Raw genomic sequence first — 12,943 nt, 5'->3', positions numbered from 1 at the left:
AAATACCGGCTGTCGGTGCTGCGCCGTAAGACGTTAGTCGGTGCTGCCACCGACGATGGCGTCGCCGGCCGGCGTGGCACCGTCCGGGGATGCCGGCGCCGTCAGCGCGGACGTCAGCCGGACACCGGTGTGGTTGACGTGCATCACGAATGGGCGCAGCGGTGTGTAGCGGATCACGCTCATCGAGGCCGGGTCGGCGCTGACGCGCTGGAAGCCGTCCAGGTGCAGGCCGAGCGCATCGGCCACGACGGCCTTGATGACATCGCCGTGGGTGCAGGCCAGCCACAGCGCATCGCCGCCGTGCTGTTCGGCAAGTCGCCGATCATGCTCGCGGACGGCGGCCACCGCACGCGTCTGCACCTGGGCCAGGCCCTCGCCGCCGGGGAACACCGCCGCGCTCGGATGGGCCTGCACGACCGCCCACAGCGGCTCTTTGGTCAGCTCGGAGATCTTGCGGCCGGTCCACTCGCCGTAGTCGACTTCGGAGAGGCCTTCGTCGATGAGGATTTGCAGGCCCAGCGCTTCGGCGAGTGGTTCGACGGTGCGCCGGCAACGCAGCAGGGGCGAACAAACCACCGCCTGGATCGCCAAGTCTCCGATCCGCTCGATCAATTCGGCGGCTTGCCCGCGGCCTTTGTCGTCGAGGTCGACGCCCTCGGACCGACCGGCCAGAACATGCGCGGTATTGGAGGTCGAGCGCCCATGGCGCAACAGGATGACGGTCATATGCGCCGCTCCTCAGCATCGCTCCGCTCTGCATCGTCACCGGCGGTCATCTGGCGCTCACCGTTCCGGTGGCCAGCAGGCCGAGCACAACCACTCCGGCGATCACCCGGTAGCCGACAAACCAGTACATGTTGTGGCGCACCAGGAATCGCAAAAACCAGGCGACTGCGGTCAACCCCACGACGAACGCGATGACGGTGGCCACCAGCAACTGGGGTCCGGTGGCGCTCATCCCTTCCCGCGCCGGATGGAACGCGTCCGGTAGCGAGAACAAGCCGGAGGCGAACACCGCCGGGATGGCCAGCAAGAAGCCGAACCGGGCGGCCAGTTCGCGCTCGAGTCCGAGGAAAAGCCCGGCGCTGATGGTGGCCCCCGAGCGGGAAACCCCAGGTATCAGCGCCAGCGTCTGGGCGATGCCCACCGTGATCGCGTCGCGCCAGCTGAGCTGGTCGATGCGACGGGTCTGGCGCCCGAAATGCTCGGCAAGCGCGATCACCGCCGAGAACACCACCAGTGCGCTGGCCACCACCCATAAGTTGCGCGCCCCGGAGCGGATCTGGTCGGTGAACACCACGCCGAGCACGCAGATGGGGATGGTGCCGATCACGACATACCAGCCCAGCCGGTAATCGGCGTTGCGGTGGGCGGTTACCACCAGCCCATTGATCCAAGCTTTGATGATGCGCACGATATCGCGGGCGAAGTAGACCAGCACGGCAAGCTCGGTACCAAGCTGGGTGACGGCGGTGAACGACGCGCCGGCATCCCCGCCGAACAACAGCCGCGACACCACCGCCAAGTGCCCCGACGACGACACCGGCAGAAACTCAGTCAGACCCTGGACCACCGCCAAATCGACGACCTGCCACCAAGACATCGCCGAGGCCGCCGTCACGACGACGACCGTACCCGGTGCGGCCGCGCGCTACGGGACGGGTCAGACCGGCTGGGCTGCCGCGACCGCGTCACGCACGGCAGCGGCGAGGCTGCGCTCGTCGGTGATGTCGATGTCGACCAGGCTTCGCCGCGATGATGCGACCACGTCTTCGGGCTGCGGAACCGGCCCGCTCAACCGCGGCCGGTAGATCTCCACCAGGAGCCATCGACGCTCGACTCGGAATGCGAAACTGCGACCATCGCCGACTTGGCCGAACCCACTGGCAAAGGCTTTGGCCGGGGAAACCCCGTTCCACATCTCCTCGATGACGAACTCGGACTCGGCGAACTGACGGTCTTCAGCGACGGTCATGCAGCGACCATACCTTTCCGGTAAAACGTGGCATCTGCGTTGGGCCGAGGCCTTATCCGCCGACGATCCCTAGAATCGGACTCCGATTCGGCCGCCCATGACACGTACGGAAAGTTACCCCTTGTCGCGATTTTGTAAACCCGCAATTTACCGACGCGTCGCTGGCCTGCTGCTTTCGCTGACGGTGGTGACCGGGTGCACGTCCACCAAGCTCGACGCGGCGCCGCCCACCATCCAGCCCGCCCAGCCGGCCGCGTCGCCGCCGGTGACCGCCAGCCCGGCGGGTACGGTACGGCCGTTGGCAAAACCTGCGCGGGCTGCGACCTTCGATCAGCGCACCCAGCAACTGGTCGTGCTGACGCCCGGTGCCCAGCCTGAGGCCCCCGCCACGGTGTATTTGCTACAGCGCGAGCAAACACCGCCGAGAGCCGTTGCAGTGCCCGGGCCGGCAACCGCGCTGACCGGAACCGGCGACGGCACCGCGTACCTGGCCGGGCGCGGCGGCTATTTCGTCGTCGATCTGGCCGCGGGCGCGGTCTCGCGGGTGGATGTCGACGGCGCACGCGACGCCGACTTCACCGCGATCGCCCGGCGCGCCGACGGCGCGGTGGTATTGGGCACCGCCGATGGCGCGGTCTATACGCTCTCGCCGGGGACCGGTGTCGTCAACCGCGCCAAGATTGCCGTTCACGTCGATTCCCTTGCCGCACAAGGCAATACCGTCGTCGTTCTGGATCGAGCCCAGACCTCGGTGACCGCGATCGGCGCGGACGGCACCGTCGGGCAGGCGCTGCGCGCGGGCCAGGGCGCCGCCAGCATGGCCGCCGATCCGTTGGGCCGGGTGCTGGTCGCCGATACTCGCGGCGGCCAGCTACTGGTGTACGGCACCGACCCGCTGATCTTGCGCCAGGCCTACCCGGTGCGGGATGCGCCCTACGGCCTGGCCGGGTCGCGTGGGCTCACCTGGGTGTCGCAGACGGCGGCGAATATGGTGATTGGTTACGATCTGTCCACCGGAATCCCCGTGGAAAGGGTGCGTTACCCAACCGTGCGGCAACCCAACTCGCTGGCGTTCGACGACGTGACAGACACGTTGTACGTCGTGGCGGGCCTGGGCGCGGGAGTCCAGGTCATCGAGCACGCTGCGGGGCCGCGTTGACCGCGGCGCGGCGCGGCCGATTGCCCGCAGGGTGGGACACCGAGATGTCCGACGAATACGAGTGGGCGCCGCTGCGCCTGCCGCCGGAGGTGACCAGGCTCAGCGCGTCGACCCGGCTGTCGATCGAAGCCGAATACCGCGGCTGGGAACTGACCCGGGTGCGGCTTTACACAGACGGTAGTAGGCGAGTTTTGTTGCGTCGCAAGAAGTCTCGTGTCAACAGCGCCGAGTGGACCGACCAGCCGGAATTGTGACGGGGTACGGCGCGCTTCGCCGCGTGCTGTTCGCGCTGCCACCGGAGCGCGTCCACCGGCTGGTGTTCGCGGCGCTGCGCTCGGCCACCGCCTCGCCCGTGCTGCGCCGCCAATTGCGCCGGCGGCTGGCGCCCACCGACCCGCTGCTGGCCAGTACGGTGTTCGGGGTCCGCTTCCCCGGTCCGCTCGGCCTGGCCGCGGGATTCGACAAGGACGGACTCGGATTGGCGACCTGGGGTGCGCTGGGCTTCGGGTACGCCGAGGTCGGCACAGTGACCGCCGCACCGCAGCCCGGCAACCCCGCGCCGCGGTTGTTCCGGCTGCCCGCGGATCGTGCCCTGCTCAACCGGATGGGCTTCAACAACGCCGGCGCCGCTGCGCTGGCCGCCCGGCTGAGGCGACGGCACGCCGACGTGCCGATCGGCGTCAACATCGGCAAGACCAAGACGGTGCCACCCGAAAACGCCGCCGAGGACTACCGGCTCAGCGCCCGTCTGGTCGGACCGCTGGCGTCGTATCTGGTGGTCAACGTCAGCTCACCCAACACTCCCGGGCTGCGGGACCTGCAGGCCGTCGAGTCGCTGCGCCCGATCCTGTCGGCGGTGCTCGCCGAAACCGCCACGCCGGTGCTGGTGAAGATCGCGCCGGACCTGGCCGACTCCGATATCGACTCCGTCGCCGACCTGGCCGTCGAGCTGGGCCTGGCCGGCATCGTCGCCACCAACACCACGGTGTGCCGCGACGGACTGGCCACCCCTGGTGTCGACACGCTCGGCCCCGGCGGGATCTCGGGGCCGCCGCTGGCACGCCGGTCCGTCGAAGTGCTGCGCCGGCTTTACGCGCGGGTCGGTGATCGGCTCGTGCTGATCAGCGTCGGGGGTATCGAGACCGCCGACGATGCGTGGGAGCGCATCACCGCGGGCGCGTCGCTGATCCAGGGCTATACCGGCTTCATCTACGGCGGGGGCTTGTGGGCCAAGCACATTCACGACGGCGTCGCCCGTCGGCTGCATGACGGCGGGTTCGCGTCGCTGAGCGACGCTGTCGGCTCGGCGGCTGGTTAACGCTGCTCGTAGGTGCCGTGGATAACGGCCCGGGCGATCGCGTGCTGGAAAAGGTTGAACCCGAGAAATGCCGGGCTGGCGTTTTCGCCGATATCGAGCTTGTCGACGTCGACCGCATGCACGGCGACGTAGTAACGGTGCGGCCCGTGGCCCTTCGGCGGGGCGGCGCCGACGTAGCGGCGCAAACCGGCATCGTTGACCAGGGTCAGTGCCCCACCGGGCAATTCGCGGCCATCACCGGCATTTTCGGGCAACTCGGTGACATCGGCCGGCAGGTTGGCCACCGCCCAGTGCCAAAAGCCGGACAGCGTCGGCGCGTCGGGGTCGTAGACCGTGACGGCGAAGCTGCGGGTGTTTTCGGGGAAGCCCGACCAGCTCAAGTGGGGACTGGCATCCTGGCCGCCGGCGCCCATGATCCCGCTGATCTGTGCGGTGGCCAGCGGCTGCCCATCGGTAATGGAATCCGAGCGCAAACGAAACGACGGCAGCTTGGGCAGCCTCGCGTACGGGTCGGGCGGTGTGCTCATGGTCAGTCCTAATCGTTTAGTAGGGATGGATTGCTGGTCGTGGTGGCGACCAGGGTCTGTTTCCTGGTTGGTCTGCTGTCAGGTGATGCCTGGTTTGTCCCGACGCTCGACGTCTAGAGAAAGAACGGCGCGCCTGACGGCAGATCACCTCCGGTGGTGGTGGGATGCCGTTGCCCGAGCCCACCGCAGGGTTGACCTCCCGACTGTGTTTCCCGAGCCTTGAGCTCTTCGATAGAACGAGGTCCTGCGGTGAGCTGGAGTCACGGACGGCTAGTGAGATGACGGACCTAAGAGTCCCGCGATTAGGGCGCCGCGTGAGTCCACCGGTGACGGCATAACCATCGATCGAAGGAGTGATGACACCTTGGGCTTGTTTTGTGGAATTGATTGGGCCACTGAACATCACGATGTCGCCGTCATCGACGACGACGGGCGTGTGGTGGCCCGCGGACGGGTCAGCAATGATGCGGCCGGGTTCGCGGCTCTGTTGACGCTGCTGGCTGAGGCCGGTGACAGCGCCGCGCATCCAATCCCGGTGGGGATCGAAACCGATCGCGGACTGTGGGTGGCCGCGCTGCGCGAAACCGGCCGGGTGATCTACCCGATCAACCCACTGGCGGCCTCGCGGTACCGGGCACGGCATGCAGTGTCGGGGGCCAAATCCGATGCCACCGATGCGGTGCTGCTGGCCAATATCGTGCGCACCGATGCCGCCGCGCACCGACCGCTGCCCGCCGACACCGAGCTGGCCCAAGCCATCCGGGTGCTCGCCCGCGCCCAGCAAGATGCGGTTTGGGCGCGTCAGCAGATCGGCAACCAGATCCGCGACCTGCTCAAAGACTTCTACCCGGCCGCCATCGCCGCGTTCGCCGGGCTGCCCGAGGGTGGACTGGCCCGCGCCGACGCCCGCACCATCTTGGCCGCTGCGCCGACCCCAACGCAGGCGGCGACGCTGACTCCCGCCCGGCTGCGCCGACTGCTGACCAAAGCTGGCCGCCGACGCCATCTCGACCGCGATATCGAGCGGTTGCGCGCCGTGTTCACCGACACCTACCTGCACCAACCGCCGGCCGTGGAAAACGCGATGGGCATCCAACTGGCGGCGTTGTTGCGCCAACTCGAGGCCGCCTGCACCGCGGCCGACGAGCTGGCCGAGGCGGCGATCGCCCATTTTGAGCAACACCCGGACGCCAAGATCATCACCAGCTTCCCCGGCCTGGGGATGTTGGCCGGCGCCCGGGTGCTCGCCGAGATCGGCGATGACCGAACCCGCTTCGCTGATGCCCGCGGACTCAAAGCCTTCGCCGGATCCGCCCCCATCACCCGCGCCAGCGGCAAGAAAACCGTTGTCCTGCATCGCCACATCAAGAACCGGCGACTGGCCGCCGTCGGCCCGATCTGGGCACTGGGATCGCTGCGCGCCTCGCCGGGCGCGCGCCGCCACTACGATGCCCGCCGCGCCGCCGGAGACTGGAACCACCAAGCCCAACGGCACCTGTTCAACAAGTTCCTCGGCCAACTCCACCACTGCCTGCAGACCGGCCGGCTCTACAACGAACACCTGGCGTTTCCACCTCCTCTCTCGCTCGCGGCTTGACTCTTAACTTCGTGAGATGTCTTTCTTATCGCAGTCTTGTCGCTAGCAGTGGGTCAAAAAGTGCGACATCACTTCGGTGCCGAACTTCAGCGCCTCGACGGGCACGCGCTCGTCGACGCCATGGAACAGTGCAGTGAAATCCAGTTCCGGCGGCAACCGCAGCGGGGTGAAGCCGAAGCAGCGAATTCCCAACCGCGCGAAGGCTTTCGCATCTGTGCCGCCGGAAAGCATATAGGGCACGGTCCGCGCATCCGGGTCCACCGCCAGCAGTGCGGAGTTCATGGCGTCGACCAGGTCGCCGCCGAAATGGGTCTCGTAAGAGGGTAACGAGGTCATCCACTCCCGGCTCAGGTCGGGTCCGATCAGCTCGTCGACCTCAGCCTCGAACGCCGCTTGGCGTCCTGGCAGCACGCGGCAGTCCACCATCGCCTCGGCGACGGCCGGGACAACGTTGGCTTTGTAACCGGCCTTGAGCATGGTCGGATTGGCGGTGTCGCGCAGCGTGGCTTTCACGATGCGGGCAACGGGGCCCAGCTTGTCGATGGCGCCCTCGATGTCAGGCGACGCGATGTCGAAGACATGCCCGGTCTCCTCACCCACCGCCGTCAGGAACTGGACCACGGTTTCGGTCAATACCAGCGGGAAGCGGTGCCGGCCCAGCCGCGCCACCGCCTCGGCGAGCACCGTGACGGCGTTGTGATCGTGCACCATCGAGCCGTGCCCGGCCCGCCCCCGCGCGGTCAGCCGCATCCACTGCAGGCCCTTCTCCGCGGTCTCGATCAGGTAGAGCCGGCGCTCACCGCCGTCGCGCCGCGGCACCGTCAGCGAGAATCCGCCGACCTCACCGACCGCCTCGGTGACGCCCTCGAACAGCTCGGGGCGATTGTCCACCAGCCACTGCGCGCCGAATTTGCCGCCGTGTTCCTCATCGGCGAGAAAGGCGAATACCAAGTCGCGGGGCGGCACGATCCCAGCGCGGCGAAAATGGCGCGCCACCACGATCATCATGCCCACCATGTCTTTCATGTCGACGGCGCCACGCCCCCACACGTAGCCGTCTTCGATCGCCCCGGAGAACGGGTGCACGCTCCAATCCGTCGGCTCGGCGGGCACCACATCGAGGTGGCCGTGGACCAGCAGGGCCCCCCGCGAACTGTCCGCGCCCGGCAGCCGGGCAAATACGTTGCCGCGGCCCGGCGCGCCGGACTCGAGGTAGGTGACCTGATAGCCGACCTCTTCGAGCTGGGCCGCGATCCACTGGGCACACTCGGCCTCGCCCTTGGTGGTCTCGAGTTCACCGGTGTTGCTGGTGTCGAACCGGATCAACCTGCTGACCACGCTCACCACATCGTCGGCAGAAGTCTCGGTTGGCACCGTCACAGTCACCTTTCCTACCACCTGGACGACAATTGGCCCGTTCGACTTCGGTTTGGGTCCGCTGTGGGAGATCCGATAGCCTTAGCTGCCAAATCAGATTCGGTCCGAGTGGCGGAATGGCAGACGCGCTAGCTTGAGGTGCTAGTGCCCTATTGATGGGCGTGGGGGTTCAAGTCCCCCCTCGGACACATCCGGCGACACGACTTAAGTCGGCCGTCGCCTTGACTTGTCGCAGGTGGGGATCGTAATCAAGACGTAGGCCCAGGCTTGCGTACACCTGAGCACGCTCCGGCCCGGTTGCTTCACCGAGCACCGCTGCCAGCCCACCCAACTCCTGCACCAATTCGGTGATCTGTGCAGCAGACATGGCGCGAGGTTGCTCGACTCGTTCCAGGCGCGCCTTCAGTTCGTCGCGCTCGGCGCTACGGCGGCGCAACGCTTCGGTGAGATCTTCGACAGCCACGCCGGACTCCACGGCGGCAATCAAAGCGGCAACCTTGCTGTTCGCTTCGCTGAGTTGGCGCAGCAAGGCGGCGTTGCCGGCTCCCGGGTCGACTTCCTGTCCGCGGGCCAGGTCTTCTGGATCGGCCAGGCTGGCGATCCATTGGTCGAGTCGGGGTGTCACCGCGTCCTCACGCAGGTAGACCGTGCGCGGGTGATCAGTCAGGTCTACAGGTACAGAACGCGACTTACCCAGTTCACATCGGTACAGGATGCGTGTTGCTTGCTTCCCGCCGCGAGCGGCGCCCTGCATCCGCCGTCCACACACAGCGCAGAACAGGATTCCGCGAAGCGCATACGGCACCGTCGATTCCCTGCTGCACACCAGGCCGGGACCACGCCGGGTCTGGGTGCGAAGACGAACGGCCTGCGCCAGTTCGTCGGTGATCAGCGCTTCATGAGTGCGGCGGTCCGGCACGACCCAGGCAGCCTGATCGCGCCACCGCATCCGTGTCTCATACCCCGCAGCGACATCGTCAGGATTGACCAGGACTTCGTATTTCTCCTGCTTGCCCCACACGCGCACACCGAGATAGGTCGGGTTGTCGAGGATGGCGCGGATCGCCGAATGAGACCAGCCTCGCGGGTCACGGTGGCGATTGCGTGCCGGGTCGTATTGGCTCGGAGACGGCACACCGTCGTCGGTGAGCCGCTGCGCAATGTAGCGCAGGCCCGCGCCGTCGGCGTACATGCGGTAGATCCGCTCGACGACCGGCGCCGTCGCGGGGTCCGGTTCAAGACGGTGCAGCCGCTGCCCAAGACTTGCCTTGGCAGGGTTCGGGTGCGGGCCGGCATCAACGAGCCGGTAACCGTACGGCGGTCGACCACCGAGATATCTGGTCGTGTCCTGCGCCAGTGTCGACATCGCGGTGCGCACGCGCATCTGGATTCGAGCGCGCTCACCCTTGCTCATGCCACCGAACAGAGTCATCACCAGGTCGTGCGCCTCAGAACCGGGATCGACCGCGCCACCGACCTCGGGCACCCACAGGCCGACTCCGTAGTGCGTGAGCACCGGGAAAGTCAGCGCGAACTGCGGACCGTAGAACGCCCGAGCGGGTTCCCCGATCACGACGGCATCGAAGCCACGGTCACGACCGGCGACATCGGCAAGCAGCCGTGATGCCTCTGGCCTGCGCTTCCACGGCAGCGAGCGGCTCTGCCCCACATCGAAGTAATCAGTGACAAGGACTCCGCCGTGCGGACCGATTAGGTCCGTGGCGCGCCGCTTCTGCCAGCTACGGCTCGCCTCCGGATCTTGAGCGTCTTCCGTGCTCACTCGGCCGTAGAAGGCGAACCTCAGGCTCACGCGACTCCCCTGTCTGATCCGAGCATCCGGTCCCGCACGGCCATTATGACGCGCACCAGCGCGCGGTTGGCCTCATGCGGAAGGCAATAGCTCTCTGGTACGACAATTTCAACACCTCCCTCTGACATCGTCGGCGCATCGCTGCGACCGTTGTACTCGGAGTGAGGATGTGCTGTTTGGGAACCGTCAGCCATCGTGTCCCCCTGGCGGATCTCCATGCTGGTCGCGGACTTGACGACGGGCTTCCACCAATCCAATGCGCCGGGTGTGGATGCGTTGGAGGGCCGCGGAGTAGACGAGGGTGCGCTCCCCCGCACTGGTGTGTCCGGCGTGGTTGAACTTCCAGAGCACCTCGTCAGCATCCAGGCTGGCCTGCGCCTCCGTTGTAGGGACGTCACGCCCGATTGGCCACGTATGAACCTGGTGTTCAATCGGTTTGGCGTTTTTCTTGCTCGTCCAGGTCGCACGTGCGGCGCGCAGGGCGCCCATGGTGGTCGAGTAGTGCCGCGATTTGGTGGTGATGTGTCCGCGATAGCCCAGCGTGTGCAGCCATCGCCCAATTCCGGCCATCGGCTCAACACGTTCGGCGAGTTCGGCGATGGTGGTCAAGATCGACCGGACGTGTTCGCTGACGTCGAGGGTGGCGATCGCTTCCGTCGAGAGTCGCCGGGCGGTGATACCGAAGTCCTGCAGGGATTTGGTGACGTATTTGGCCAGGTATGCCGCCACCCGGCGCGGCGACAAGCGAGCTGTCGGCGCTGCGCCGACCGGTTCGGCCATTGCTTCGCCGCTGAGCGGTTGGGCGTCGATCTGGGTGCCGAACCGCAGCTCGCGTACGTCGCCATCGAGGGCGAGAACGTCAACACGGATCTGGCGCGCAGCACTCTGAATCAGCGTGGCCAGCTCGCCCGCGGTGATCGGCGATACCCAGCCGCGGGGTCCGGCACCCGAACGGGGCTCCCCACCGCCACAGGTGGCGGCGGGGCCGTAATGGTTCTGGTCACTCTGGGTGGTGGGTGCTGACGGTGGGTCGAGGCGGATCAGGGCATGGATGTGCGGGATGGCACGGGCTTGCAGTTCGACGACCTTGACGAAACTCACGCGTACCGAGCCCCGGTCCATCCCACGTGCTCTCAACTGTGCTGCTACGGCGCGCCGCAATGCGATGGTGAAACGGCGCCACAGCTCGGGCAGATGCCAGGTAAAGAGAACATGCCCGACGTAGTCGTAGCACTGGCCGCATAACGGCTGGCCCACTATTGGATCACCGACGGAATGGGTTAGGTTGCACCGCACTGGATTCCCATGAATACAGCGGCTTCCTGGACTCGTCGATGTGGGGCGGCAACGCGCGCCGGTGGCGTGGTGCACCGTGCCGTAGCTCGGCGCGGTCAAGGTGGCGAACACCTGTGGGCGAGCGGCGACCTCGGCGGGCATGTTGTGGTGGCCGCCGGCGGCACCGGCGTGCACCAGCTGCCAGGTGTCACGGGCGTACAGGTCCGAGCATGACGGGCAGACGCTGGCTCGGCGGTTGTTGCACCGTGTCCACACCACCTGCCGGCGCCCAATAGAGCCAGCGCCGACCAGCTGAATCGGGTGAGCACAGCATCCCACCGATTCGACACGCCGCCACCACATCTCGAAACCCGCAGAGGATGCGCGCCGAACCATCTGGGTGATCACCCGTGCGGAGTCGGTGGTGGTGGGCAGGCCCGGCAGCGAGACCACCGATCCGCCCACACCGTCGGCTGGAGCACTCACTGTGGTTCCCGGCCCTGCGAATGCTCACCGCCCGTGCGCGGCGCCCGAAAGGTGCGGGCCAAGCCGGCGATGTCGCGGTCAGTGACGTGAAAGGCGCGCACCCGCACCGGCTCAGCGGTGCCGTCGATCATCACGTACCCGACCCCGGGGGTGGCATCAGCAATCAGATCGCATTCGGCACCAGCATCACGAGCCCCCTGGCCGAGCACCATCGTGGTCTGGGTGGCCTCAGTCATGCGCAACCCGATCCGCACCGTGAACAACTGCCGCACCGGCAGGGTGTCTTTGGCCGGGTCCTGCACCGCCGCCACCACCGAAATCCCGACCGCACGACCCTGCGACAACAACAGCCCCAGCAGCTGCTCGATCTCGGTGCGCAGTTTGCGGTCGGTGACATAGGCGGTCAGTGCGGCGATCTCGTCAACGATCAACACGATCAGCGGCTCGCTGGGCGTGGGGTTGTGCAGGCGAGTGTGTCCACGCAGCCGGTTGGCGCGTGCCTGCATCAGCTCCACCAGCTCGTGCAGCAGCACCACCACGGGTTCACCGGTGTGGTGACAGAACCGGGTGAACAGCGCTGCGCCAGCGCCGAGTTCCATGCCGCCTTTCGGGTCGATCACGCACAACCTGACCCGGCCGGACTTGACCTCGGGCGCTAGTCCGGCAATCAGCGACCACAACACCGAGCCCTTCCCAGCCCCGGTGGCACCGGCAACTAGGAGGTGCTGACCCAACACGGGTAGGCGCCACCAGGCGCGGGCTTCGGTGATGCCGACCCGCACCGCGCCCAGATCAACGGGGATCGCAAGGCGCGGCATGGACAACGCGATCGGTTGGCCGAGTACATCACCGCGACCGATGATGATCCGCACCTGCCCCGGCGTGGTGGCCCGGATTGTCAACCGCTCGGCCCGCCACGCCGCCGCCAACGCCGGACCGCGTTTCTGCCAGTCGGTGAGGCATTGGCCGGTCACGACCTTCACGGTCAGGGCGTCAGCGTGATGGCCGATGCGCGCCGAGATGACGGCCGGTACCAGGGTGCGCTCGCCGTGTTTGGCGGTCAAACCGTGCAGAGCGCACACCGATTCCCAGGTGCGGTGATAGCGCCACCACGCCAGCCAGCGGTGCCGCAGCGGTGCGCTCACCCACCGAGTGAATGATGCCGGTTCCAGCACAGCCCAGCCGATATATGCCGCGACCGCCGCGAGAGCAATCCCTAACCCGGCGCGGGCGCCGTGGCCAACACCGACCCAGATCGCCGCAACGGCGGGGATGCTCAGGGCGGGGAACAGGATCGCCCACCACAGCAACTGTCCGGTGGCTTTGACTCCTGCCCAGATCAGCTCGCCGATCCAGTCATCGTCTGTTTGATTAGTGTTGTGGTTCTTACGGTTTGGGGTATTGGACATGGGGATCTGC

At 67.0% G+C, this 12,943-nt stretch carries 12 protein-coding genes and 1 tRNA gene; 5 read left to right on the top strand and 8 right to left on the bottom strand.

What is annotated here, in order from left to right:
• Positions 1-33: 33 nt before the first annotated feature.
• From MSP7336_RS16115 to MSP7336_RS16105, 3 genes are read right to left on the bottom strand one after another with little or no spacing between them, the layout of a single operon-like run.
• Positions 34-726 (bottom strand): histidine phosphatase family protein, encoded by a 693-nt coding sequence (locus MSP7336_RS16115; protein ID WP_069398123.1) that lies wholly within the window; start codon positions 724-726, stop codon positions 34-36.
• Between the two features lie 46 nt (positions 727-772).
• Positions 773-1,603 carry an undecaprenyl-diphosphate phosphatase gene (locus MSP7336_RS16110; RefSeq protein WP_113964958.1) on the bottom strand — a complete coding sequence of 277 codons (831 nt, stop codon included), beginning with the start codon at positions 1,601-1,603 and terminating at the stop codon, positions 773-775.
• 60 nt (positions 1,604-1,663) lie between these two features.
• Positions 1,664-1,975 (bottom strand): hypothetical protein, encoded by a 312-nt coding sequence (locus MSP7336_RS16105; RefSeq protein ID WP_069398125.1) that lies wholly within the window; start codon positions 1,973-1,975, stop codon positions 1,664-1,666.
• 97 nt (positions 1,976-2,072) lie between these two features.
• Here MSP7336_RS16105 and MSP7336_RS16100 point away from each other — a divergent pair, with 97 nt between their 5' ends.
• From MSP7336_RS16100 to MSP7336_RS16090, 3 genes are read left to right on the top strand one after another with little or no spacing between them, the layout of a single operon-like run.
• Complete coding sequence (locus tag MSP7336_RS16100; protein WP_244917478.1) at positions 2,073-3,134, top strand: SMP-30/gluconolactonase/LRE family protein; 1,062 nt, start codon at positions 2,073-2,075, stop codon at positions 3,132-3,134.
• Complete coding sequence (locus MSP7336_RS16095) at positions 3,131-3,388, top strand: DUF5703 family protein (RefSeq protein ID WP_113964114.1); 258 nt, start codon at positions 3,131-3,133, stop codon at positions 3,386-3,388. The genes MSP7336_RS16100 and MSP7336_RS16095 overlap by 4 nt, the downstream gene beginning before the upstream one ends.
• Positions 3,385-4,452 carry a quinone-dependent dihydroorotate dehydrogenase gene (locus MSP7336_RS16090; protein WP_113964113.1) on the top strand — a complete coding sequence of 356 codons (1,068 nt, stop codon included), beginning with the start codon at positions 3,385-3,387 and terminating at the stop codon, positions 4,450-4,452. Before MSP7336_RS16095 ends, MSP7336_RS16090 begins: the two co-directional genes overlap by 4 nt.
• Here MSP7336_RS16090 and MSP7336_RS16085 read toward each other — a convergent pair.
• Positions 4,449-4,979 (bottom strand): YbhB/YbcL family Raf kinase inhibitor-like protein, encoded by a 531-nt coding sequence (locus MSP7336_RS16085; protein WP_069398128.1) that lies wholly within the window; start codon positions 4,977-4,979, stop codon positions 4,449-4,451. The genes MSP7336_RS16090 and MSP7336_RS16085 overlap by 4 nt on opposite strands.
• A 370-nt stretch (positions 4,980-5,349) precedes the next feature.
• Here MSP7336_RS16085 and MSP7336_RS16080 point away from each other — a divergent pair, with 370 nt between their 5' ends.
• Complete coding sequence (locus MSP7336_RS16080) at positions 5,350-6,576, top strand: IS110 family RNA-guided transposase (protein ID WP_181786972.1); 1,227 nt, start codon at positions 5,350-5,352, stop codon at positions 6,574-6,576.
• A 42-nt stretch (positions 6,577-6,618) separates the two neighbouring features.
• Here the strand turns inward: MSP7336_RS16080 and MSP7336_RS16075 are convergent, their stop codons facing one another.
• Positions 6,619-7,962: a M20/M25/M40 family metallo-hydrolase gene (locus tag MSP7336_RS16075; protein ID WP_181786778.1), complete on the bottom strand. Its 1,344-nt coding sequence runs from the start codon at positions 7,960-7,962 to the stop codon at positions 6,619-6,621.
• A gap of 93 nt (positions 7,963-8,055) precedes the next feature.
• Here MSP7336_RS16075 and MSP7336_RS16070 point away from each other — a divergent pair.
• Positions 8,056-8,141 (top strand) — tRNA-Leu (locus MSP7336_RS16070).
• Here MSP7336_RS16070 and MSP7336_RS16065 read toward each other — a convergent pair.
• From MSP7336_RS16065 to MSP7336_RS16055, 3 genes are all read right to left on the bottom strand, one after another.
• Positions 8,123-9,763: a recombinase family protein gene (locus tag MSP7336_RS16065; protein WP_083080120.1), complete on the bottom strand. Its 1,641-nt coding sequence runs from the start codon at positions 9,761-9,763 to the stop codon at positions 8,123-8,125. The genes MSP7336_RS16070 and MSP7336_RS16065 overlap by 19 nt on opposite strands.
• A 186-nt stretch (positions 9,764-9,949) precedes the next feature.
• On the bottom strand, positions 9,950-11,434 hold the full coding sequence (locus tag MSP7336_RS16060) for a replication initiator (protein WP_234808194.1): 1,485 nt from the start codon (positions 11,432-11,434) through the stop codon (positions 9,950-9,952).
• 86 nt (positions 11,435-11,520) lie between these two features.
• Positions 11,521-12,933 (bottom strand): FtsK/SpoIIIE domain-containing protein, encoded by a 1,413-nt coding sequence (locus MSP7336_RS16055; protein ID WP_083080117.1) that lies wholly within the window; start codon positions 12,931-12,933, stop codon positions 11,521-11,523.
• Positions 12,934-12,943: the final 10 nt, after the last annotated feature.

The organism is Mycobacterium shimoidei (genome assembly GCF_900417275.1).
Classification (GTDB): domain Bacteria; phylum Actinomycetota; class Actinomycetes; order Mycobacteriales; family Mycobacteriaceae; genus Mycobacterium; species Mycobacterium shimoidei.
Note: the sequence above shows the minus strand (reverse complement) of the source record. Positions and strands in the feature narration are given on the sequence as shown.